Source organism: Pseudomonas sp. F01002, from assembly GCF_004402115.1.
Taxonomy (GTDB): domain Bacteria; phylum Pseudomonadota; class Gammaproteobacteria; order Pseudomonadales; family Pseudomonadaceae; genus Aquipseudomonas; species Aquipseudomonas frigoris.
This window is the reverse complement of the sequence record NZ_SOPU01000013.1, coordinates 18,543-41,772: the sequence shown is the minus strand read 5'-3', so window position 1 is coordinate 41,772 and position 23,230 is coordinate 18,543. Positions and strand designations below refer to the sequence as shown.

The 23,230-nt window shown below is 58.7% G+C and carries 21 protein-coding genes; 8 read left to right on the top strand and 13 right to left on the bottom strand.

Annotated features, from left to right (window positions below):
* Positions 1-117: 117 nt before the first annotated feature.
* Entirely contained in the window at positions 118-405 is a 288-nt protein-coding gene (locus tag E3W21_RS07285) for a DUF3509 domain-containing protein (protein ID WP_129441500.1), read from the top strand.
* Between the two features lie 170 nt (positions 406-575).
* Here the strand turns inward: E3W21_RS07285 and E3W21_RS07280 are convergent, their stop codons facing one another.
* Together E3W21_RS07280 and E3W21_RS07275 are read right to left on the bottom strand one after the other, a co-directional pair.
* Positions 576-1,517 (bottom strand): TIGR02285 family protein, encoded by a 942-nt coding sequence (locus E3W21_RS07280; protein ID WP_371927049.1) that lies wholly within the window; start codon positions 1,515-1,517, stop codon positions 576-578.
* The gene (locus tag E3W21_RS07275; RefSeq protein ID WP_129441504.1) at positions 1,498-2,697 is read right to left on the bottom strand and encodes a CaiB/BaiF CoA-transferase family protein; all 1,200 of its coding nucleotides are present in this window, start codon (positions 2,695-2,697) and stop codon (positions 1,498-1,500) included. Before E3W21_RS07275 ends, E3W21_RS07280 begins: the two co-directional genes overlap by 20 nt.
* A gap of 147 nt (positions 2,698-2,844) precedes the next feature.
* Between E3W21_RS07275 and E3W21_RS07270 the strand changes: the two genes are divergently transcribed.
* The 3 genes from E3W21_RS07270 (at position 2,845) to E3W21_RS07260 (ending at position 6,549) form a co-directional block, all read left to right on the top strand.
* Complete coding sequence (locus tag E3W21_RS07270) at positions 2,845-3,387, top strand: YaeQ family protein (RefSeq protein ID WP_007897614.1); 543 nt, start codon at positions 2,845-2,847, stop codon at positions 3,385-3,387.
* A 66-nt stretch (positions 3,388-3,453) separates the two neighbouring features.
* The gene (recJ, locus tag E3W21_RS07265; protein WP_134418919.1) at positions 3,454-5,163 is read left to right on the top strand and encodes a single-stranded-DNA-specific exonuclease RecJ; all 1,710 of its coding nucleotides are present in this window, start codon (positions 3,454-3,456) and stop codon (positions 5,161-5,163) included.
* A 279-nt stretch (positions 5,164-5,442) separates the two neighbouring features.
* Positions 5,443-6,549, top strand: a complete 1,107-nt coding sequence (locus tag E3W21_RS07260; protein WP_134418918.1) for an NADH:flavin oxidoreductase/NADH oxidase — start codon at positions 5,443-5,445, stop codon at positions 6,547-6,549.
* Between the two features lie 140 nt (positions 6,550-6,689).
* On the opposite strand, the gene E3W21_RS07255 is transcribed toward E3W21_RS07260, so the two are convergent.
* On the bottom strand, positions 6,690-8,315 hold the full coding sequence (locus tag E3W21_RS07255; RefSeq protein WP_134418917.1) for a glucan biosynthesis protein D: 1,626 nt from the start codon (positions 8,313-8,315) through the stop codon (positions 6,690-6,692).
* 391 nt (positions 8,316-8,706) lie between these two features.
* Between E3W21_RS07255 and E3W21_RS07250 the strand changes: the two genes are divergently transcribed.
* Positions 8,707-8,892, top strand: coding sequence for a hypothetical protein (locus tag E3W21_RS07250; protein WP_129441512.1), 186 nt, complete (start codon positions 8,707-8,709; stop codon positions 8,890-8,892).
* Between the two features lie 10 nt (positions 8,893-8,902).
* On the opposite strand, the gene E3W21_RS07245 is transcribed toward E3W21_RS07250, so the two are convergent.
* Together E3W21_RS07245 and E3W21_RS07240 are read right to left on the bottom strand one after the other, a co-directional pair.
* On the bottom strand, positions 8,903-9,106 hold the full coding sequence (locus tag E3W21_RS07245) for a hypothetical protein (RefSeq protein ID WP_134418916.1): 204 nt from the start codon (positions 9,104-9,106) through the stop codon (positions 8,903-8,905).
* A 97-nt stretch (positions 9,107-9,203) separates the two neighbouring features.
* On the bottom strand, positions 9,204-9,710 hold the full coding sequence (locus tag E3W21_RS07240) for a Bro-N domain-containing protein (protein WP_129441515.1): 507 nt from the start codon (positions 9,708-9,710) through the stop codon (positions 9,204-9,206).
* Positions 9,711-10,149: 439 nt separating this feature from the next.
* Here E3W21_RS07240 and E3W21_RS07235 point away from each other — a divergent pair, with 439 nt between their 5' ends.
* Both E3W21_RS07235 and E3W21_RS07230 read left to right on the top strand, forming a co-directional pair.
* Positions 10,150-11,403, top strand: coding sequence for an ATP/GTP-binding protein (locus E3W21_RS07235; protein WP_134418915.1), 1,254 nt, complete (start codon positions 10,150-10,152; stop codon positions 11,401-11,403).
* A gap of 2 nt (positions 11,404-11,405) precedes the next feature.
* Positions 11,406-12,032, top strand: coding sequence for an RloB family protein (locus tag E3W21_RS07230; protein WP_134418914.1), 627 nt, complete (start codon positions 11,406-11,408; stop codon positions 12,030-12,032).
* Between the two features lie 44 nt (positions 12,033-12,076).
* On the opposite strand, the gene E3W21_RS07225 is transcribed toward E3W21_RS07230, so the two are convergent.
* The 8 genes from E3W21_RS07225 to E3W21_RS07185 all read right to left on the bottom strand — a co-directional run bounded on the left by E3W21_RS07225 (position 12,077) and on the right by E3W21_RS07185 (position 22,130).
* A complete protein-coding gene (locus E3W21_RS07225) occupies positions 12,077-13,561 on the bottom strand; it encodes an APC family permease (protein WP_134418913.1) in 1,485 nt (494 codons plus the stop codon).
* Between the two features lie 226 nt (positions 13,562-13,787).
* A complete protein-coding gene (locus tag E3W21_RS07220; protein ID WP_129441521.1) occupies positions 13,788-15,212 on the bottom strand; it encodes a gamma-aminobutyraldehyde dehydrogenase in 1,425 nt (474 codons plus the stop codon).
* 179 nt (positions 15,213-15,391) lie between these two features.
* The gene (locus E3W21_RS07210; protein ID WP_134418911.1) at positions 15,392-16,234 is read right to left on the bottom strand and encodes an ABC transporter permease; all 843 of its coding nucleotides are present in this window, start codon (positions 16,232-16,234) and stop codon (positions 15,392-15,394) included.
* Positions 16,224-17,171 (bottom strand): ABC transporter permease, encoded by a 948-nt coding sequence (locus E3W21_RS07205; RefSeq protein WP_134418910.1) that lies wholly within the window; start codon positions 17,169-17,171, stop codon positions 16,224-16,226. Before E3W21_RS07205 ends, E3W21_RS07210 begins: the two co-directional genes overlap by 11 nt.
* Before the next feature lies 1 nt (position 17,172).
* Complete coding sequence (locus E3W21_RS07200; protein ID WP_129441529.1) at positions 17,173-18,210, bottom strand: ABC transporter ATP-binding protein; 1,038 nt, start codon at positions 18,208-18,210, stop codon at positions 17,173-17,175.
* 183 nt (positions 18,211-18,393) lie between these two features.
* Complete coding sequence (ydcS, locus tag E3W21_RS07195; protein WP_134418909.1) at positions 18,394-19,545, bottom strand: putative ABC transporter substrate-binding protein YdcS; 1,152 nt, start codon at positions 19,543-19,545, stop codon at positions 18,394-18,396.
* An 82-nt stretch (positions 19,546-19,627) separates the two neighbouring features.
* The gene (locus E3W21_RS07190; RefSeq protein WP_129441532.1) at positions 19,628-21,115 is read right to left on the bottom strand and encodes a gamma-aminobutyraldehyde dehydrogenase; all 1,488 of its coding nucleotides are present in this window, start codon (positions 21,113-21,115) and stop codon (positions 19,628-19,630) included.
* 100 nt (positions 21,116-21,215) lie between these two features.
* On the bottom strand, positions 21,216-22,130 hold the full coding sequence (locus E3W21_RS07185; protein WP_008151654.1) for a LysR family transcriptional regulator: 915 nt from the start codon (positions 22,128-22,130) through the stop codon (positions 21,216-21,218).
* Between the two features lie 187 nt (positions 22,131-22,317).
* Between E3W21_RS07185 and E3W21_RS07180 the strand changes: the two genes are divergently transcribed.
* A complete protein-coding gene (locus tag E3W21_RS07180; protein WP_134418908.1) occupies positions 22,318-23,037 on the top strand; it encodes a tellurite resistance TerB family protein in 720 nt (239 codons plus the stop codon).
* The last annotated feature ends 193 nt before the right edge of the window (positions 23,038-23,230 follow it).

The window sequence follows — 23,230 nt, the reverse complement described above, 5'->3', positions numbered from 1 at the left end:
ACCCGCGGCGCAGGTTCACTAGCAGTCGGTATCCAGAACTTTCTTCTCGAGCCAGTGGTCATTTATTGTAGGCACGCCCCAGGCACTTTGTTTTCGGACTAATGAGTGGGGATCGAGATGGAAAGTATCAGTCTATTGCTCGGTGAAGCTCTGAGCCCGTATCAGGTAACGTTGACCCCGTCGGGAAACCATGGCGAATGCCTGGTGACACTGAAAAATGCGACCGGCGCGATCGTGGTCGAGCGGGCGTTCAATCAGGCCCAGTTGACCAGCAAACGTCTGCTGACGGATGTCGTCGACGGTTTGCATCGCGACGTGCTGATCGCCGAAGGCAGGCTGGAGCCCTGCGTCATCGCGGCGTTGCGTAATGCTGCTCAGGACAAGATCCTGGCCAACCGAAATTGAATTGTTTTTTGTGGGAACCTTCCTGCGCTTAGGTCAGTCAGACCATGTAACAGCAGGATCAAGCATTGTGCTCCGGTGCTTGTAGCTTGCTGCCACTGGTCTTAATGTAGGCCACGTTTAACCCCGAGTCGTCTCCCCACTTCTCGGGGTTTCTTTTTGCCTGCGATTTGTCATTGCTCGGCCTGCTGCAGGAAAAATGCCCGGCTGGCTTCCAGGTAGTCGCTGCGACTCTCGAGGTCCAGCCAGGCGGCGTATGCTTCGCTCAAGTGATCGTGGGGCAGGGTGCGCAGCAGTTGGTTGATCTCGATGATCGCCTGCCGGCCCTGGGGAGTGTCACTACAGCCGATGTAACCGGACAGGTATTTGCCCGTGCCGCGAATCGGGTAGAACTGCAATTCATCTTCCGCGATCCCTTGCTGCTGGGCCTGGTAGCGGATCTCCGAGCGGTACCCCAACAGCATCCGCAAGCGCCCCAGGCGTTGCATTTGCAACAGGCTGCCCAAAGCATCGTTACCGTAGTGGAGGGTCAGTGAGTTGGCTGGCGCTTGTTTGAGGAGCGCGTCGAGATATTCGCCGTAGTTGCGCTCGGCAATAATGCCCAGTTTCTCGCGGCCACTGGCCAGCAGGGCCGCCAGGTCCACTTCGCCATCATTGATAAAGGGCGTCAGCATCTCCCGATCAACGCGGCGCACGGCCAGGCCGTTACTCATGGCCCGAAAGACCGGGATGGAAAATGCGATCCAGTCATCGCGCTCCTTGCTCCAATTCAGCGCCGCATCGCACGTGAGGGATGGCTCGTGGAGCATTTGCAAGCCGCGAGCGCGATTGACTCGCATCAGGGTGTGTTCGTATTGCGGCATGCGGGCGATCAGCAGCGGCAGCAGTTGATCGATGACGCCCTGGCCCTTTTTCGATCCTTCGAAAATCATCAGCGGAGGAAGGTCGCGCAATAACCAGACCAGGGTTTCCTTCGGTTGCGCCAACGTTGGCTGAGCCTGGCCGGCGAGCAACAGGAAAAACGCGCACGCGCACAATGCTCGTCCGCCGCGCGTCAGGCAGTGGTTGATGGGCCGCGCAAGCAGACGCCTCAGCTTAGATGGCCCCGTCTTCACGCAGCTTTGCGATCTGTTCCTTGTCGTAACCAAGATCGTTGAGTACCTGCGCATTGTGTTCGCCCAACTGCGGCCCGACCCATTCCGAAGTGCCGGGGGTCTCAGAGAGTTTCGGCACAATTCCCGGCATCTTGAAATCTTTGCCGTCCGGCAGCTTGGCCTTCAGGAACATTTCCCGGGCCAGGTACTGTGGATCACTGAACATGTCTTCAGCGCTGAAGATCCGGCTGGCCGGTACGTCGGCCTGATTCAACTGCTCGATGATGGTGTCCAGAGGCAGCGAGTTGACCCAGCGATCAATCACCCCATAAATTTCGTCGCGACGGCTATCGCGTCCGTCGTTGCTCGCCAACGCAGGGTCGTTGGCCAGGTCCTCGCGACCCATGATCAGCATGAAGCGTTTGAAGATCGCATCGCCATTGGCGCCGATCTGCACATGTTTGCCGTCGGCACTGGTGTGGATCGAGGAGGGCGTAATGCCCGGCATGATGTTGCCGGTGCGCTCGCGGATGAAGCCGAACACGTCGAACTCCGGGACCATGCTTTCCATCATGGCGAAAATCGCTTCATACAGCGCCACATCCACCACTTGGCCGAGTCCACCGTTAACCTCGCGATGACGCAACGCCATCAGCGCACCGATCACGCCCCAGAGCGCGGCAATCGAGTCACCGATGGAAATACCGGTGCGCACCGGTGGCCGGTCTTCGAACCCGGTGATGTAGCGCAGACCGCCCATGGATTCACCGACGGCGCCAAAGCCTGGTTGATCTTTCATCGGCCCGGTCTGGCCGAAACCCGAGAGGCGCACCATCACCAGTTTCGGGTTCAGAGCGTGCAAGACTTCCCAGCCCAGACCGAGTTTTTCCAACACGCCCGGGCGAAAATTCTCAATCAGAATGTCCGCTTCGCTGAGCAGTTTTTTCAGGATCGCCAGGCCGTCGGGGTGTTTGAGGTTCAGGGTCAGGGACTTCTTGTTGCGTGCCTGGACGAACCACCACAGCGAGGTGCCTTCATACAGTTTTCGCCATTTGCGCAACGGATCGCCGCCATCGGGGGACTCGATTTTGATCACCTCGGCACCGAACTCGCCGCAAATGCGCGAGGCAAACGGCCCGGCGATCAGCGTACCCAATTCAATGACTTTCAGACCTGAGAGCGGTTTTCCGGTGAGCGGCATACTGGATCCTGTAGGACAAAGGTTGAGCGAATACAGGGTTTTAACATAGCCGAACGTCAGACGACCAAGGTTGATCGCCTTCAATTCGTGGATTGTCTACCGCATCGGTTAGACTTGCCGCCTTTCCCCGTATCAAGAAGCCCGTTCATGGCCCAGCCGTCCACGACCTACAAGTTTGAACTGAACCTTACCGACCTCGACCGCAGCGTGTACGAGAGCGTGAAGCAGACCATCGCCCGTCACCCTTCGGAAACCGAAGAGCGCATGACCGTGCGGCTGCTGGCCTACGCCTTTTGGTACAACGAGCAGTTGTCGTTCGGTCGCGGTCTGTCAGACGTGGACGAACCAGCCCTGTGGGAAAAGAGCCTGGACGACCGTGTTCTGCACTGGATTGAAGTCGGCCAGCCAGACGCCGATCGCCTGACCTGGTGCTCTCGTCGCACCGAGCGCACCAGCCTGCTGGCTTACGGCAGCCTGCGCGTCTGGGAGACCAAAGTGATCCCGGCGATCAAGAACCTGAAAAACGTGCACATCGCTGCTGTTCCACAGGAAGTGCTGGAAACCCTGGCCAAGGACATGCCCCGCGTTATCAAGTGGGACGTGATGATCAGCGAAGGGACGATTTTTGTCACCGACGACCGTGGTCAGCATGAAGTCCAGTTGCAATGGCTGAGCGGCGAGCGCGGCTGATTATTCGCTGCTGGTCCGCGTTATCCGCTTTTATCCTACGTATTCAAGAGAAGCACCTGTCACCCCATGCGCATCGAACCTCGCCTGTTGCCCGACACCCTGCCATTCCTCGGTGATCTGCCGCCGCTGCTGACCCGTCTGTACGCGGCGCGGGGCGTGCAGTCCGAGGCTGAACTGGACAAGAGCCTGGCGCGGTTGATTCCATTCCAGCAACTCAAAGGCATCGATGCAGCGGTGGATTTGCTGGTGACGGCGCTGGAGCAGCGTCAGCGGATTCTGATCGTCGGTGACTTCGACGCCGATGGCGCGACGGCCAGTACCGTGGGCATGTTGGGCTTGCGCCTGCTGGGCGCGGCGCACGTCGACTATTTGGTGCCGAACCGATTCGAGTATGGCTACGGCCTGACGCCGGAAATCGTCGAAGTGGCGCTGACCCGTACACCCCAGTTGCTGATCACTGTGGACAACGGTATCTCCAGCGTTGAAGGCGTGGCGGCGGCGAAAAAGGCCGGGCTCCAGGTGCTGATCACCGACCACCACTTGCCCGGTGACGAATTGCCGCTGGCCGATGCCATCGTCAATCCGAACCAGCCAGGTTGCGAGTTCCCGAGCAAGGCGCTGGCCGGCGTCGGGGTGATTTTCTATGTGCTGATGGCCCTGCGTGCGCGTTTGCGCAGCCTCGGCTGGTACGAGAGCAAGCCGCAGCCGAACATCGGCGAGTTGCTGGACTTGGTGGCGCTGGGCAGCGTCGCCGACGTGGTACCGCTGGATGCCAACAACCGGATACTGGTGCACCAAGGCCTGGAGCGGATTCGCGCCGGGCGCGCGCGGCCGGGGATCAAGGCGATCCTCGAAGTCGCCAAGCGTGACCACACGCGCATCACCTCTACTGACCTGGGTTTCATTGTTGGCCCGCGTCTGAATGCGGCGGGGCGTCTGGATGACATGAGCCTGGGCATCGAATGCCTGCTCACCGAAGACGCTGGTCTGGCGCGTGAAATGGCCGCTCAACTCGACGGCATGAACCAGGACCGTAAATCCATCGAGCAGGGCATGCAGCGTGAAGCGCTGGCTCAACTGAAGGATTTGCCGGTCGAGTCGATGCCGTTCGGCTTGTGCCTGTTCGATCCCGAGTGGCACCAGGGTGTCATCGGAATCCTCGCATCGCGTATGAAAGATCGCTATTTCCGTCCGACCATTGCCTTTGCCGATGCCGGCGATGGCTTGCTCAAGGGCTCGGGGCGTTCGGTTCAGGGGTTTCATATTCGCGACGCGTTGAGCGTGGTGGCGGCGCAGCATCCGAATCTGATCAGCAAATACGGCGGCCATGCCATGGCCGCCGGCCTGACGCTGCCGGAAGCGAATTTTCCGTTGTTCGCCGAAGCCTTTGACGCGGAAGTGCGTAGGCAATTGCGCGAAGAAGACCTGACCGGGCGCCTGCTGTCGGACGGCACCCTGGCGGTCGAGGAATTCCACCTGGAACTGGCCCGCGCCCTGCGCCATGCCGGACCTTGGGGGCAGCACTTCCCGGAGCCGCTGTTCCACGGCGTGTTCCAGTTGGTCGAGCAGCGAGTGGTCGGCGAGCGGCACCTCAAAGTGGTGCTGAAGAGTGAATGTGGTTCGGTGAAGCTGGATGGCATTGCCTTCGGAATCGACCGCGACATCTGGCCGAATCCGACCATCAAATGGGTGGAATTGGCCTACAAACTCGACCTCAACGAGTTCCGTGGCAACGAGACGGTGCAGTTGATGATTGCCCACATCGAACCGCGTTGACCCCATCGCGAGCAAGCTCGCTCCCACATTGGTTTTGTGAACAACGCAGATCCACTGTGGGAGCGAGCTTGCTCGAGATGGCGATCTCCCAGGCGCCAAATCTCCCCGGAACCCTCCACCTTCCCCCGTTGTCGACTAGGCTCTAAGCACTGCTTGATTATCCTTGTGACGTCTTGTCGAATTTTTTCCCGCGGGGGCGGGTGTTGCACCTTTTTCCTGTCACTCGTCGACTTTTCAAACAGAACCCTGGAGCCTGCCCACTGATTCGAGAGGTGCCCCATGAGTCTGCTGCTTGAACCCTATACCCTTCGCCAATTGACCCTGCTCAACCGCATTGCGGTGTCGCCGATGTGCCAGTACTCCAGCGTCGATGGACTGGCCAATGACTGGCACCTGGTCCACCTCGGCAGCCGCGCTGTCGGCGGGGCCGGCCTGGTGTTTACCGAAGCCACGGCGGTCACGGCCGACGGGCGCATCACCGCCGAGGACCTCGGCCTGTGGAACGATGAACAGATCGAACCGTTGCAACGCATCACTCGCTTCATTGCGGCACAAGGCGCTGTGGCCGGCATTCAGTTGGCTCACGCCGGGCGTAAGGCCAGCACCCATCGGCCGTGGATCGGTAAACATGGCAGCGTCAAACCCGAAGACGGTGGCTGGGTTCCGGTGGGCCCTTCGCCGATTGCTTTCGACCCGCAGCACACCCACCCCAAGCAGCTCGATGATGGCGAGATCGCTGAGGTCATTCAGGCCTTTGTCGCTTCGGCCAAACGGGCGCTGACCGCCGGTTTCAAAGTGGTGGAAATACACGCCGCCCACGGTTACCTGTTGCATCAGTTTCTTTCGCCCTTGAGCAATCAGCGGCGCGATCAATATGGTGGTTCGTTCGAGAATCGCATCCGGCTGGTGCTGCAAGTCACCGAAGCGGTTCGTGCGGTGTGGCCTGAAGAGCTACCGCTGTTCGTGCGGGTGTCGGCCACCGATTGGGTGGAAGACGGCTGGAACCCCGATGAAACGGTCGAGCTGGCGCGACGCCTCAAGGCGTTGGGCGTAGACCTGATTGACGTCTCGTCGGGCGGTACGGCGGCGAACGCCGAGATTCCTACAGGTCCCGGTTATCAAACCCGCTTCGCTGAACGTGTGCGCAAAGAGTCAGGTATTGCCACCGGCACGGTAGGAATGATCACCGAGCCGGCACAGGCCGAGCACATTCTGCGCACCTGCCAGGCTGACATCATCTTTCTCGCCCGTGAACTGTTGCGCGATCCGTACTGGCCACTGCATGCCGATGATGACCTGGGGGGACGCAAGGCCATCTGGCCGGCGCAGTATCAGCGGGCCACCCATCGTGAACAGCCGATTCACGAGTCGGATTTGCGCGACTGATTGACGCTGTAAAACCAAAAAGCCCCGATCAATAGATCGGGGCTTTTTAACATCAAACGATCGCAGCCTTTGGCAGCTCCTACAAAGGAATGCAATCCCATGTAGGAGCTGGCGCAGCCTGCGATCTTTTGATCTTGTCTTCAGGTGTACTTGCGCTTCTCAGGCGCAGGCGGGAAGTACTGGTACAACCAGGTTTCACTCAACGTGCGATCATGGGTGCGAATGAACAACCGCAGCTCCACCGGCGCCACACTGTCATTGGTTGGGTACCAGTCAAAGGTAATGCGGTAACCCTTGATGTCATCCAGCACCAGCACGTTGAAATCCTTGACCTGCCCATTCGAGCACGTGACCACCGGCTCGATCCCCGCGCCTTCAGGCAAGCGGTCCAGACCGCCACCCGTGAAGTCCACGGCAAACCGTCGAGCCCAAACTTCCGGGTAATGCTCGCCAGGTGCCCAACCTTCGATGAAACCGCCCATGCCCGAACGAGTGGCGTTGACCCGCGCCAACGGCGTGCCGACCGGTGGCAGTGCGCTCCAGTACAGCTTGTAGCCGTAGTTCAGTGAGTCCCCGGCCGCGACCGGTTTTTTCGGGGTCCAGAACGCGACGATGTTATCCAGGGTTTCGCCGGTTGTAGGAATTTCCATCAGATCAATAGAGCCTTCGCCCCACGCGGTCGTAGGTTCTACCCACAGGCTCGGACGCTTGCTGTACCAGTCAACGGTGTCTTGATAGCTGTCGAACTCATGATCGGTCTGCACCAGGCCGAAACCTTTCGGGTCGGTGTCGGCGAAGGCATTGAATTGCAGGGTGGACGGGTTGTTCAGCGGGCGGCAGATCCACTCGCCGTTGCCACGCCACATGGCCAGGCGATCAGAGTCGTGGATTTGCGGGTGAATCGTGTCGCACATGCGCCGTTCATGGGTGCCGCAGCTGAACATGCTGGTCATCGGCGCGATGCCCAGTTGTTCGATGGCGGTGCGCGCATTGATGTGTGCGTCGATGCCCATGACGACCTGGCTGGCCTGACAGTCGATGTCGAAACGGTAGGCACCGGTGGCGCTCGGTGAATCCAGCAGGGCGTAGACCACGAAACGGGTACTGTCCTTGTCCGGAGTCTCGAACCAGAATTTGGTGAAGTCCGGGAATTCTTCACGCTTCTTGGCATAGGTATCAATCGCCAGACCGCGTGCCGACAGACCGTACTGGCCTGAGGCATCGACGGCACGGAAATAGCTGGCGCCGAGGAAGGACAGCACGTCGTGCTGGTCCAGCTCCGGGGCCTTGAACAGCTTGAACCCGGAAAACCCCAGGTCGCCCGTGAGCTGTTTGGTATCGACCGTGGTTTTTTCATAGTTGAACAGGGACGGGCGGAAATGCACCTCTCGCGCCTGACGTGTCTTGGGGTCGACGCTGTACATGCGCACCGGTTGTTTGAAACCCATGCCCACGTGGAAGAACTGCACATCCAGCTGACCGTTGAGGTCATTCCACAGCGAGTGGTTGCCGTCGTAGCGGATCGCGTTGAAGTTCTGCGGCGTCATGGTCGCCAGGGTCGGCGGCAGCACCTGCTTGGTGTCCTGATAGCGATTGCCGGCGAGCTGCTTGGCCTGGATCTTCAGCGCTTCGAAGTCGAACGCCTGAGCTTCGCCATCCGCCGCGCCGGTACCGGCCCAGGCCCACGAAGCCAGCAGGCCGGTGGCTGATAATCCGGTATAGGCAGCGATGGCCATGGATGCTTTGAGCAAATTCCTGCGGTGCATAAGTTCAACCTGTCGTGAACAATCCCGCGCCGTTCCTGGCACGTGCTGGATCAAAAATAAAGGTTCGGACATGCCTTCGGCCAAACGCAACGGACATTAAACAGATAACAAATAGCTTAAACCGTTCGGTTGTGTAGAAAAAATGATTGGTAGCACTTTGGCTTCGTGGCAATGAAACAAGAAATGTCGGTTAAGTTTTCCGACAGTACTTTCTGATTTATAGGGCATTCCTGCTTTTTTCGACTAATTACTCTAAAAATCGCTTTTCAGCGCTGCGATAGTTCCTATTCTGTGTTCATGACCGACCTCTGCCCTTCAGGCCGGCGACTACAAAAAGGAGAGGGCGATGCGGTTTTTGAAGTTTTCTCGGGCTTATAGAAGGACATCGTCCATGACGAAAGTACAAGGCATCACCCAGTTGCTGGGAATCTTTCCTTGCCTGACCACTGTGCGCCGAAGGCGTAGGCTCAGTTCGGATGAGATGAAGTTGCTTGAGCGCTATCGGGAGCTGTCGGAAAGCGACCAGATTGCGATGCGGTACCTGGTGGATGCGATGAGGAGTGTTTCGAGGTTTTGACCGGGGATGGTTACCGTGAAGGCCATTTGGCTTTTACGGTGGCCAGGCTGGTCAGCTTGCCAGTATCGGCGTCGATGATGCCTTCGTGGATTGCTTGGCGACGAGCCGCGATATTTTTTTGCTCGATGGTTTGTTGCAGATACTTTTCTGAAAAGGCGCTATCACTTGGAATCACTTCAGTGACGCTTTGGCTGGTGATGCGCGGTTTGCTCATGGCTGCGGATTGCTCTTGCGGGAGATTGAACAGGCGTATTCAAACCAAAAGGGGCGGACTGTGAAGTCCGCCCCTTTTTCATTTTTTCACTCTACCTTCAACTGCAAGTGCCCACGATCGTGAACGGCCGTTGTGCCTGCATCAGATCAGGCATGTCCCGCCACTTGATCCACGCTTGATGCTGCCAATGCAACAGCGGCACCGAGATGCCTGCCCACTGCAATGAACTCAGGCTTGGAATGTTATCCACAGATGTCGCTTTCGACTCACGCAGCGAAGGTATGACTTCGTTGCTCAGCCATTGGCGCAGGTTTCGGTTTTCCGGGACAAAATGGTGAATCAATAGGGCGTACATCCCTGATTCGCTGACCATCAGCGATTCGACCGTTTTGCCGTTCTTGAGCAGCCAGACGTATCGACGCTGGTCCGGATCGAGTTTCAGGGTGAGGCGTTGGTCCATCGGGCGGCCCATCAAGCGACCGAGATCCTGGACGCAGAACCAGGCTTGGTTGTCCTGCATGAAGGCATGGAGGAAGCGGTTGTGGCGGGTGAAGATGGTTGGGGTGAAGTAAGGTAGAAGCGAGTTTTGAGCGTGTGCTGACATGAAGTGACTTCCGTTTTGAGTAGGAAAGTCGCCACCAACCCTTCGACAGGTTGGGTGGCGGACCGAGTGGCGTTCGAAGTCGGGACACTTCCAATCAAAACGGAAGCCGGAAGGCCCGCGCCACACGGCCCGCCATAAATCAGAACTGAAGACATAAAACTGCCTCAATCCTATGGGGGGCGCGTAAGCACCGTTTTGAAATTTCCCGGCTTCGACCCCGGGTCGCTGATTTGACAGCGACGAGGTAAAGCCTATCGTTCAGGCGCTCGCGGCGCCAAGTCTACCTTGGCGCCGCATGCTGTAGGAATCGGTGTCTATGCCGGAAGGTTCGATCTGTAGGAATTGCCTGTTTTTGCATGAGGTGCAGTCAAGCAGCATCACAGCCGTGGTTTTTCCTATAGTTTTTCCTGCATTCAGGAACGAACTGCAGGTTTGCTACATGTTGATCGAATTTTCAGTTTCCAATTATCGCTCCTTCCGTGACAAACAAACCCTGTCCATGGCTGCGACGCCGCGCTTGAGCAAAAAGCGCAACGTGTTCACACCTATCGTAAATGGAGAAAAACTGCCTGATTTATTGAAGGTGGCGGCGATTTACGGACCGAACGCATCCGGTAAGTCTTCGCTTATCCGGGCGATGGGGATCATGGGGAGTTTGCTCGCTTCGATACCTTCATCAAATGATGAGCCGCTACCGGTCTCGCCATTTCGTTTTGACCCGCAACTTCAAAACGAACCCAGTTCTTTTGAGTACAACTTCATTCAACGCGGGATCCGATATCGGTTTGTTCTGCGCATGACTGCACAGCGGATTATCGAGGAACAATTGGTTTCCTATCCCAAAGGTAAGGAAACGCTGTTGTATTCACGTCGTTTTGTTGATGAGGGGGAGCATTATGTTTTTGGCTCAAGCCTTGAGGGCGGTAAAGAGGTGCACAACGCTTGGCGGCGTCTGACGAGTCCCAAGATGTTGTTTATTTCGCAGGCGGTTGCGAACAGTAGCGAAGAGTTGACTCAGTTGCGGGCGCCGTTTAGCTGGTTTCAAACCGGTCTACTCGTTATTGAGCAGAACAACATGATGGGGTTGTCAGCAGCGTCCATCAGATTTCTTCGGATGGCATCGGATTACACACATGATTTACGAGACTTTCTAAAAGAAGTGGATATCCCGGTGTCAGCGATCCGGCTCAACACCGAAGACGCAGAGTCTGTTCAACGCACCAAAAAACTCACACTGAAAGAGTTCTTCGCAGCAGCCCAAAAAGACAAAGTGACCCTGACGCATACGAGTCTTTTAGGCCAGGCGGAGTTTGATTTTTCCGAGGAGTCAGGCGGTACGAAAAACCTGGTTGGATTCTGGCTGCCCTGGATCATGATCAATCACGCCGATGGTAGCGGGATACTGTCTGTCGATGAGTTGGACAGCAGCCTTCATCCCTCAATAGTCGCGGACTTGATTGAGAAACACCTGGACAGTGGGTTGGAGAATCAACTGATCTTTACCACTCACGACACTCATCTAATGAACGCCAAAGCGCTTCGCCGCGATCAGTTCTGGATCACCGAAAGAGACGCTAACGGTGCAACCTGCCTTTTTTCTGTTTACGACTTTGAAGGACGGGAAGGGGAGGATGTCGAGAAACGCTACTTTGAAGGCCGTTATCGCGGGTTACCACTGATAAGGCGGGGTTGATCATGGCGCGTTCGATACGACTATTTGATCGAAAGGCACCGCGGTTCAAGCCTCAGCCCAAAGTGTTGATCCTCTGTGAAGACAGCAAGTCAGGAAAACGATATCTGGAGGAGGCTGCATTTCATTTTCGCGCCAAAGCTCAAGTGGAAATTTCCCACTGTGGCGTCACACACCCAAGCGGCATTGTAGAAACAGCAATAGCCCGCCAGAAATGCTTCGACAAGGTGTTTTGTGCATTGGATCGCGATACACATCTGTGTTTTGAACGAGCAATAAATCTGGCGAGGCCTCATCCGAAAATCAAAGTCATCGCTTCCTACCCCTGTTTTGAGTTTTGGCTGCTTCTGCACTTCGGTTTCAATCGAAAGCCATTTCGAGCGGTTGGAAAGCACTCTCCAGGCGACTTGCTGGCCAAGAGCCTCAGAGAGAAACCCAACATGGATAAGTACGAAAAAGGCGAAGACACCAACTATTTCGCACAACTTTTAGGTGAGCCCTTCCAAAGGGCGAGAGATTTAGCACCAAAGATTATCGAGGACGTTGCTATCAGCGGCGAACCTAACCCCAGCACCGAAATCCATCTGCTGATGGACGAATTCGAAATTCTCTCCAAACCCCTACCGATCTAACACCTCAAACCCAGCCCGCATCACTGCGGGCTGGGTAATTACCCTTATCGACCAACCTTCCAAGCGTCCCCCGCAGGCGCAGTCCCATGGTCATACGGCTTGGCAAGCCACATGTAAACCAGCCCCAACCCAATCACGATCGCAGTACTCAACACCATCGCGTAGTTGATGTACCACGCCGCATCCGGCGTGCGCGGCCAGGCCATGTTGATGATCGCGCCGACGCCATACACCAGCGCACTGATGTTCACGGCCCAGCCCCAGGCGCCAAGGGTGAATTTGCCACTTGGTTTCCAGCCCTTCAAACGCGCATACAACGCGGCGAGCACGATCATCTGGAACGCCAGGTAGATGCCGATGGCCGCGAAGCTGACGATGGTTGCCACGGTATCCTGCAGGAAGAAGCCCAGCACAATGATCAGCGCCGGCAGGACGCCGGACACGAACAGCGCCGCAACCGGAACTTGAGTCGTAGGGGAAATCTTCTTCAGCAGTGAGCTGCCGATGACCATTTCATCCCGAGCGTAGGAATACAGCAGACGACTCGCCGCCGCTTGCAGGCTGATGACGCAAGAGATGAAGGAAATCATCACCACACCCATCACCACTTTCGAACCGACCGGGCCGAAGGCGTTGTTGAGGATGGTGGTGACCGGGTCCTTGTCGGTGCCGTTGATCACCGCTTGCATGTCCGGCACCGCGAGGATCAGCGCCAGGCAGGCGAACATCGCCGCGATGCCGCCGATGTAGATGGTCATGCGCATGGCCACCGGGATCTGTTTGCTCGGGTTCGGGGTTTCTTCGGCCACATCGCCGCAGGCCTCGAAGCCGTAGTACAGGAACATCCCCGCCAGCGAGGCGGTGAGGAACGCCGGCAGATACGAGCCATCGACGCTGATATCGAAGGTGTTGAACAACACACTGATCGATTGATGACGCTCGAAGATCAGCAGGTATAGGCCGACGATCACCGCGCCAACCAGCTCGCAGAGGAAGCCGAACATGGCAATCCGCGCCAGCACTTTGGTGCCGCTGAGGTTGACCAGGGTAGCGAACAAGGTCAGGAACAGTGCGATGACGATGTTGGTGGTGTTGCTCGGTTCAAAGCCCATCATGGCGGCCAGGTACGGACCGGCGCCCACCGCAACGGCGGCGATGGTGACGCACAGGGCGATGGAGTAGATCCAGCCGACCATCCACGCCCAGCGCTTGCCCACCAAGCGACGAGCCCACGGGTACACGCCACCGGAAATCGGGAACTGCGAGACCACTTCACCGAAGATCAGGCACACCAGCAACTGGCCGCATCCGACCAGCAAATAAGCCCAGAACATCGGTGGCCCACCCGCGGCGAGACACAGGCCGAACAGGGTATAAACCCCTACGACCGGGGAGAGATAAGTGAAGCCCAGGGCGAAGTTTTCCCACAGGCTCATGCTGCGATTGAAGTTCGAGGTGTAACCCAGCTTGCGTAGTTGCTCGGCATCGCTGTCGGCAACGGCTGCGGAGAGTTCGGGTGATGCACTCATGGTGTGTTAGCTCCGGAAAATCGGCAGATTTCGGATGTCCGAAACCGTGGCAGGGCCATGACGGCGCTGCCCGGATCGGTGGTTATTGTTTTGGTTGCTTTGGTGTGGAACCTGGAGGTGCTGGGTGCCGGTTTCTTCCTTGATGTTGCGGTGAGGCCATCGCGAGCAAGCTCGCTCCCACAGGGGAATGCGATCAAATGTGGGAGCGAGCTCGCTCGCGATGCTTTTAATGCTTGAACATCACATGCCGAACGACGGTGTAGTCCTCCAGCCCGTACATGGACATGTCCTTGCCATAACCGGACAGTTTCTGACCGCCGTGCGGCATTTCGCTGACCAGCATGAAGTGCGTATTCACCCAGGTGCAGCCGTACTGCAAGCGTGCGGACAAGCGATGCGCACGACCGACGTCCGAGGTCCAGACCGACGAGGCCAGGCCGTAGTTCGAATCGTTGGCCCAGCCCAGCACCTGTGCTTCATCGGTGAATTTGGTCACCGACACCACCGGCCCGAACACTTCGCGACGGACGATTTCGTCGTCCTGTTGCGCGTCGGCCAACACCGTTGGTTCGAAGAAGAAGCCATTACCTTCAACAGCTTTGCCGCCGGTGATCAATCGGATATGCGGCTGCGCCACAGCGCGCTCGACAAACCCGGCCACGCGGTCGCGGTGTTGAGCGGTGATCAACGGACCCAACTCGGTCGCCGGATCATCCTGCAAACCGTACTTGATGCTGCTGACCGCTTCGCCGAGCTTCTCGACGAACTTGTCGTAGATACCTTCCTGCGCGTAGATGCGGCAGGCGGCGGTGCAGTCCTGGCCGGCGTTGTAGAAACCGAAGGTGCGGATGCCTTCCACGGCGGCGTCGATGTCGGCGTCGTCGAAGATAATCACCGGCGCCTTGCCGCCCAGTTCCATGTGCATGCGTTTGACGCTGTCGGCGGTGCTGGAAATGATGTTCGAGCCGGTGGCGATCGAACCGGTCAACGAGACCATGCGCACTTTCGGGTGTGTGACCAGTGGGCTGCCAACCGTAGGACCACGACCGAACACCAGGTTAAGCACGCCGGCCGGGAAAATCTCCGACGCCAGTTGCGCCAGACGCAGCGCAGTCAGCGGGGTTTGTTCCGACGGCTTGAGCACCACGGTATTACCCGCCGCGAGGGCCGGCGCGATTTTCCAGGCGACCATCATCAGCGGGTAGTTCCACGGTGCGATGGACGCGATCACGCCGACCGGGTCGCGACGGATCATCGAGGTGTGGCCGTGCAGGTATTCACCGCCCGCCGAACCGCTCATGCAACGGCTGGCGCCGGCAAAGAAACGGAACACGTCGGCAATCGCCGGGATCTCGTCGTTCAGCGCGGCGCTGTAAGGCTTGCCGCAGTTGTCCGACTCCAGTTTGGCCAGCTCTTCGCCGTGGGCTTCAATGGCGTCGGCGAGTTTGAGCAGCAGCAGCGAGCGTTCTTTCGGCGTGGTTTGCGACCAGCCTTCGAAGGCGCTGTCGGCGGCACGCACGGCGGCATCGACCTGGGCTTCACTGGCTTCGTTGATTTCCACCAACACACGACCGAGGGCCGGGTTGAACACCGGTTGGGCGGGGCCTTCGCCGTCGATCAGTTGGCCATTGATCAAGAGTTTGGTTTGCATGGCTTTGTCCTCTTCGGAACTGTTGTTTTTCCTCTATAGGAACCGGCTCTAAATGTGGGAGCGGGCTTGCTCGCGAAGGGGCCATCACATTCAAAATTGATGTTGGCTGATACACCGCTTTCGCGAGCAAGCCCGCTCCCACATTTGAACCGGTTCCTACAGGGAGTAGTCGTTGTTCGTTATTTCCCGCCACTGCCCGCAACGCTTTCGCCGCCACGGGTCAGGTAATAGGCGCCGAGGATCGGCAGCATGGTCACCATCATCACCAGCATCGCGACGACGTTGGTCACCGGCACGTCCCGTGGGCGGCTGAGCTGGTTCAACAACCACAGCGGCAGGGTGCGTTCATGGCCGGCGGTGAAGGTGGTGACGATGATTTCGTCGAACGACAGGGCAAACGCCAACATGCCGCCGGCCAGCAACGCCGAGCCGAGGTTCGGCAGGACGATGTAGCGGAAGGTCTGCCAGCCGTCGGCGCCGAGGTCCATCGAGGCCTCGATCAAACTGTGAGACGTGCGACGCAAGCGGGCGATGACGTTGTTGTAGACGATCACCACACAGAAGGTCGCGTGACCGACGATGATGGTGAACATCCCCGGTTCGATCCCCAGCGTCTTGAAGGTCGCCAGCAAGGCGATACCGGTGATGATCCCGGGCAAGGCAATCGGCAGGATCAGCATCAGCGAGATGCCTTGCTTGCCGAAGAAATCCCGGCGGTACAACGCCGCCGATGCCAGTGTGCCGAGAACCAACGCAATCAACGTCGCGGCGGAGGCAATCTGCAGCGACAGCTTGATTGCTTCCAGTACGTCGGGACGGGAGAACGCCACGCCGATCCACTTCAGGGTGAAGCCCTTGGGCGGAAAACTGAACGCCGCGTCTTCGGTGTTGAAGGCGTACAGGAAGATGATCAGGATCGGGAAATGTAAAAACACCAACCCCCCCCAGGCTGCGATGCGCAGGCCGAGCGAGGCTTTCTCCCCGTGCGTTTCTGGTCTTTGTTTTTTTGCATCAGAGCGCATCGAAGGCCCCCAGTCGTTTCACGATAGTCAGGTAAATGGCGATCAACACCATCGGCACCAACGTGAAGGCCGCGGCCATCGGCATGTTGCCGATCGCGCCTTGTTGGGCGTACACCATGCCGCCGACGAAGTAGCCCGGCGGACCCACCAGTTGCGGCACGATGAAGTCGCCCAGGGTCAGCGAAAAGGTGAAGATCGAACCGGCCGCGATGCCCGGAATCGACAGCGGCAAAGTCACTTGCATGAAGGTCTGGCGTGGCTTGGCACCAAGGTCGGCCGAAGCTTGCAGCAACGAGGGTGGCAGGCGTTCCAGCGAGGCCTGGATCGGCAGGATCATGAACGGCAGCCAGATGTAGACGAATACCATGAACCGGCCCAGGTGTGAGGTCGACAAGGTGCTGCCGCCGACGCCCGGAATGCCCAGAATGAACTGCAAAACCGGCTCAAGACCCAGGTGCTGAACGAACCACTGCGCCACGCCGCCCTTGGCCAGCAGCAAGGTCCAGGCATACGCCTTGACGATGTAACTGGCCCACATCGGCATCATCACCGCGATGTAGAAAAACGCCTTGGTTTTGCCAGTGGTGTAGCGCGCCATGTAGTAGGCGATCGGGAACGCGACGATGGCGCTGGCGATCGAGACGACGACGGCCATGCTCAAGGTGCGCAGGATGATGTCGAAGTTCGACGGCTGGAACAGGGCAGCGAAGTTCGCCAGGGTCAGGTCGGGCGTGACCGCCATGGTGAAGTCATCGAAGGTGTAGAAGCCTTGCCACAGCAGAACCAGCAGCGAGCCGAGGTAGATCGCGCCAAACCAGAGCAGCGGCGGCACCAGCAGCAGTGACAGGTAAAAGTTCGGCCGGCGATACAGCAGGTTGGAAAACCTGCGCAGCGGCGAGCCGCCGGCCGGGGTTTGAGGGATAACCACGCTGTTCATCTCACACCCCGCCGACAACGTTGTCGTGCAGCGGGATCATCGCTTCCCGTGCCCAGCGTGCGCTGATGCGTTGGCCGGTCTGATGTTGCGCGCTGACGTCCAGCCACTGGACGTTGGCCTGGCTGATGTTCAGGGTCTGGCCGTTCTCCAGTTTCAGTTCATAGCGCGTGGCGCTGCCCTGGTACTGAATGTCATGGAGCAAACCGCTGACTTCGATTTCATGACTGGCCAGCGGACCTTCGGCGAAACGCACGTGTTCCGGGCGAATCGAAAACGGCTGTGGATTGCCGCTCAATTGTTTCGCCAGATCGCCGCGAATCACGTTGGAGGTGCCGACGAATTCGGCGACAAAGGTTGTAGCCGGTTTCATGTAGAGATTGCGTGGGGTATCGACCTGCTCGATGCGCCCCTTGTTGAACACCGCCACACGATCCGACATCGACAGCGCTTCGGTCTGGTCGTGGGTGACGAAGATGAAAGTGATGCCGAGCTGGCGTTGCAGCTTCTTCAGTTCCCCCTGCATTTGCTCGCGCAGTTTTAAATCGAGAGCGCCCAACGGTTCATCGAGCAGCAGCACTCGCGGACGATTGACCAGGGCGCGGGCCAGGGCCACACGCTGGCGCTGTCCGCCGGACAGCTGCACCGGTTTACGCTCGCCGTAGCCGCCGAGGGCGACCATGTCGAGGGCTTCTTCGGCGCGTTTCTGGCGTTCGGTTTTGCCGACGCCTTTGACTTTCAAACCGTAGGCGACGTTGTCGAGTACGTTCATGTGCGGGAACAGCGCGTAATCCTGGAACACGGTGTTCACGTCACGCTGATACGGCGGCAGCCCGGCGGCCTCGAAGCCGTGAATACGGATAGAGCCTGCACTCGGTTGTTCGAAACCGGCGATCAGGCGCAGACAGGTGGTTTTGCCCGAGCCGGAAGGGCCCAGCATGGAAAAGAACTCGCCGTCCTGGATATCGATGGAAACCCGGTCAACGGCCTTCACTTCGCCGAACTGACGGGAAACGTTGGTGAACTGGACTGCAAGCGTCATGGTGCGGTGCTCCAAAAAGGCGCGCTTTCTATCAATTGAATCGGGTGTGCCCTGAAAAGATCGCAGCCTGCGGCAGCTCCTACAGGTTTTGCATAGGGCGCCACATTTGCGGTGCAAGCGATCGGCGTAGGAGCTGCCGAAGGCTCGGGCTGCGATCAGACGATCTTTTGATCTTAAAAGGACTTAACGGCCGCCCATAATCGCGATGTAATCCTGGGTCCAGCGGCTGTACGGCACGAACTTGCCGCCTTCAGCTTGCGGGGTTTTCCAGAAGGCCAGGTTGTCGAATTGATCGTAACCATTGGTTTTGCAACCTTCGGCGCCGAGCAACTCGCTTTCCTTGCACCCCGCCGGAACCGCCGGCAACGAACCAAACCAGGCCGCCAGGTCACCCTGGACTTTCGGTTGCAGCGACCAGTCCATCCACTTGTAGGCGCAGTTCGGGTGCTTGGCTTCGGCGTGCAACATGGTGGTGTCGGCCCAACCCGTTGCACCTTCTTTTGGAATGACCGAGGCAACCGGCTGCTTGTCTGCCACCAGGCCGTTGACCATGTAACCCCAGGTGCTGGACGCCGCGACGCCTTCGTTTTTGACGTCACTCATCTGGACCGTTGCGTCATGCCAGTAGCGGTGGATCAAGGGCTGTTGCTGGCGAAGCAGCTCCAGCGCCGCTTTGTATTGCGCTTCGTTGAGCTGGTATGGGTCTTTGATGCCCAGTTCCGGCTGTTTCGATTTGAGATAAAGCGCCGCATCGGCGATATAGATCGGGCCGTCGTAGGCCTGGACCCGACCCTTGTTGGACTTGCCGTCCGGCAGGGTTTGCTCTTCGAACACCACGCTCCAGCTGTCCGGCGCCGTTTTGAAGATATTGGTGTTGTACATCAACACGTTCGGGCCCCATTGGTACGGGGTGCCATAGGTTTGCTTATTGACGACATACCAAGGGCCATCCTTGAGGCGAGGGTCAATGTTCTTCCAGCTCGGGATCAACGCCGTGTTGATCGGCTGCACACGCTTGCCGGCGATCAACCGCAGGGAGGCGTCTCCGGATGCAGTCACCAGGTCATAACCACCCTTGGACATCAGGCTGACCATCTCATCGGAAGTGGCGGCAGTCTTGACGTTGACCTTGCAGCCGGTTTCCTTTTCAAAGCCGGTGACCCAGTCGTAGGCCTTGTCGCTTTCGCCACGTTCGATGTAGCCAGGCCAGGCCACAATATCCAGCTGACCTTCGCCGGCGCCAACGGCTTTCAGCGGTTCGGCGGCCTGGATACTGGCACTGGCCAGCAGCGCCGTGGTGATTGCACTGAGCAGTGCGGTCTTGTGCACGAACATTGGGTTTCCCTCTTCTTTAATTATGGTCGGGGCAGTTTTGAACGTGGTGAAGCATGCCGTTAGCGGCTTGTTATAAGCGTAGTCAGAGATGCTGGCCGTGACGGGCCATGATGTGCCGCACCACGCTGTAGTCCTGAAGCGAATCGCTGGATAAGTCTTTGCCGTAGCCCGAACGCTTCAGGCCGCCGTGGGGCATTTCGCTGACCAGCATGAAATGGCTGTTGATCCAGGTGCAGCCGTACTGCAAGCGCGCCGCGACCTGCATCGCCTTGTCCAGGTTCTGGGTCCAGACCGAGGAGGCGAGGCCGTATTCCGAGTCGTTGGCCCAGTCCACGGCTTGTTCGAGCTGATCGAAACGGGTCACGGTGACCACCGGCCCGAACACTTCGCGCTGGACGATCTCGTCGGTCTGTTTGCAACCGGCCAGCAAGGTTGGCTGGTAATAGAAGCCGGCACCGGAATGCACTGCCGCGCCGGTCACCCGCTCGATATGCGGCTGGCCAAGGGCGCGCTCGACGAAACTGGCCACGCGGTCGCGTTGGCGGGTGCTGATCAGCGGGCCGATCTCGTTGTCGGCGTCGCGCTTGCCGGCAAACCGCAGGCTGCTGACCGCCGCGCCGAGTTCGGCCACCAAGCGATCATGAATCCCGGCCTGTGCATAAATTCGGCAGGCCGCGGTGCAATCTTGGCCAGCGTTGTAATAGCCGTAAGTACGTACTCCTTCGACCACGGCTTGAATGTCCGCATCGTTGCAGACAATCACCGGGGCCTTGCCGCCGAGTTCGAGGTGAGTACGCTTCAGGGTTTTCGCCGCGGCTTGGAGGATTTTTTGCCCGGTGACGATATCGCCGGTCAGCGACACCATGCGCACTTTAGGATGACTGACCAAGTGACTGCCGACGCCTTCACCACCACCGCAAATGATGTTGATCACACCACGCGGCAGGATCTCGGCCAGCGCGGGCGCCAGGGCCAGAATCGACAGCGGCGTGTGTTCGGAGGGCTTGAACACCAGCGTGTTGCCGGCGGCCAGTGCCGGGGCGATTTTCCACGCGGCCATCATGATCGGGTAGTTCCACGGCGCAATCGAGGCGACCACGCCAATCGGATCGCGGCGGACCATGCTGGTGTAGCCCGGCAGGTATTCGCCGCTGAGCTGGCCGATCTGGCAACGCACGGCACCGGCGAAGAAGCGGAACACATCGACCGTGGCGCTCAAGTCATCCTGACGCGCCAGGTGCAACGGCTTACCGCAGTTCAGGGATTCGAGGCGGGCGAGGAGGTCGGCCTGTTTTTCGATGGCGTTGGCGATGTCCAGCAACAGGTTCGAGCGTTGTTGCGGCGTGGTCCGCGACCAGCCGGCGAAGGCGCGGTGGGCGGCGAGGATCGCGGCTTCGACTTGTTCGGTGCTGGCTTCGGCAATGTGCGTCAGCACTTCCCCGGTGGCCGGGTTGAGGATCGGTTCGACAAACCCCTGGCCCGCGACCAATTCGCCATCGATCAACAAGGCGGTGAACAACGGGGTCTGCGCGCCAGCCATTTTTCGGGTTCTCTTTTCTTGTGTGGCCATGCTGCTCCCTGTGACCGGGGCGCGGCCGTCTTATAGATGTACCAAGACTAGGCGCCGCCCCCGAGGTCGACAAATACTAAATACTGAAGGTGGCGTTCGATTAAATAGATGGCTTGCGTCCGCCGTGGGGTTGCTCGCGGGCGACGGTCAGGAATGGGTCCACCAGCGCTGGGCGCGCGGTGCCACGACGCCAGGCCAGGCCGACGTCGAGGGTCTGACTAAGGTCGGCGATCGGGCGGGCTTCGATGATGTCGCCCTCCAATGACCATGGGCGATAGGTCATGTCGGGCTGGATCGACACGCCCAAACCCGCGGCCACGAGGCTTCGCACCGCTTCCGTCGAGGCCGTTCTCAAGGTGATGCGCGGTTGTAGGGAGGCCGCTGTCCACATGCGCTGGGCGTTGCGGTCCATTTCATCGACGTTCAGCTGAATCAGCGGCTCACGGGCCACGTCGGCGAGGTTGATGCTGTCGTGCTCCAGCAGCGGATGCTGGGCTGGCAGCCATAACCGATGGGGCGAGTGGGTCAGCACTTCGGTCTGCAAGGCGTGGCGGTCCTCGAGGTTGGAGAGGATCAACACCCCGACATCGATCTCACCGCTGACCAGCAAATGCTCGATGTACGGCCGCTCGTCCTCCATCACGCGGATCTCGACGTTGGGGTAGGCGCGCTGGAAACGGGTGAGTAGATCCGCAAGGTAGTAACCGGCCACCAGGCTGGTCACGCCGATGATCAACTGCCCGGCGACCTGATCGGTGCTCTGTTGCAGGCTGCGTTTGGCGTTGTCCACCGTCGCCAGAATCAGGTGCGCCTGACGTAGGAATTGGTGGCCCTGGTGGGTCAGCGTCATGCCCTTGGCGTGACGGTTGAACAGGCCGACGCCGATTTCCTGCTCCAGTTGCTGGATGGCCAGGGTCAAGGTGGACTGAGAAATGAACGCGGTTTGCGCGGCGGCGGAGATTGAGCCGGTCTCGGCCACGGCGATGAAATGGCGGATCTGACGCAGGGTCATCATGGGGAAGTACCCGGTGGGCGGTTTTTATCGATTTTTCTGAGTGTATATCTTTTTTTCTGAATGGCTGCGGTCAGCTAAAGAGCGCTGCGCAACATCTCGAAGCACTCTCGCTCCCGGACACCGGGCACTTTCGATCTAGGCTGGTGGCCTTAAAGATCTGGTTAACCCGAATGCGTGGAGGCAGCAAATGAACACCCGTGGATTGCTCGATCAGCTACTCAAGTCCGGTCAGGACATGTTGCAGAACAAGGCCGGCGGCTCACAAAACAAGACCGCTGGGGGTGGCTTGGGCGGATTGCTCGGCGGCAGCGGTGGTTCGGGCGGCCTTGGCAGCCTGCTCTCTGGCGCGGGCGGCGGAGCGTTGGCGGCGGGTGCCATGGGTTTGCTGCTGGGCAGCAAGAAAGGGCGCAATGTCGGCGGTAAGGTCCTTACTTATGGTGGCCTCGCCGCATTGGGCGTGATTGCCTACAAGGCGTATGGCAACTGGCAGGCCCAGCAGGGCACTGCGCCGACTGAACCGCAAACCATCGACCGCTTACCGGCGGCGCAAGTTGAACAGCACAGCCAGGCGATTCTCCAAGCGTTAGTGGCTGCGGCTAAAGCTGATGGTCATGTCGACGATCGCGAGCGTGCGCTGATTGAAGGTGAATTCACCAAGCTCGATAACGATCAGGAGTTGCAGCACTGGCTGCACGCCGAACTCAACAAGCCGCTGGACCCGGCCGACGTTGCCCGCGCTGCCAGTACGCCGGAAATGGCCGCTGAGATGTACATCGCCAGCGTGATGCTGGTGGATGAGGAGAGCTTCATGGAGAAGTCCTACCTCGATGAACTGGCGCGGCAACTGAAGCTTGAGCCGGGGTTGAAGGCTGAGTTGGAGAAGCAGGTGCGTCAGGCTTCTATCTAAGCGTTGTCCTAAAAAAATCGCAGGTTTCGCCAATGCCTACATCGACCGTAGGCACTGGCGGAGCCTGCGATTTTTTTTGCATCACAACAGCGCGTTCCGAAACGAAACTAGCCCCTCGCCACACAGGTTTTTCAGCAATTTGCACCGAGATGAGACGTGGTGCGCACCCGTCTTATAAATGAAACACCGCCCT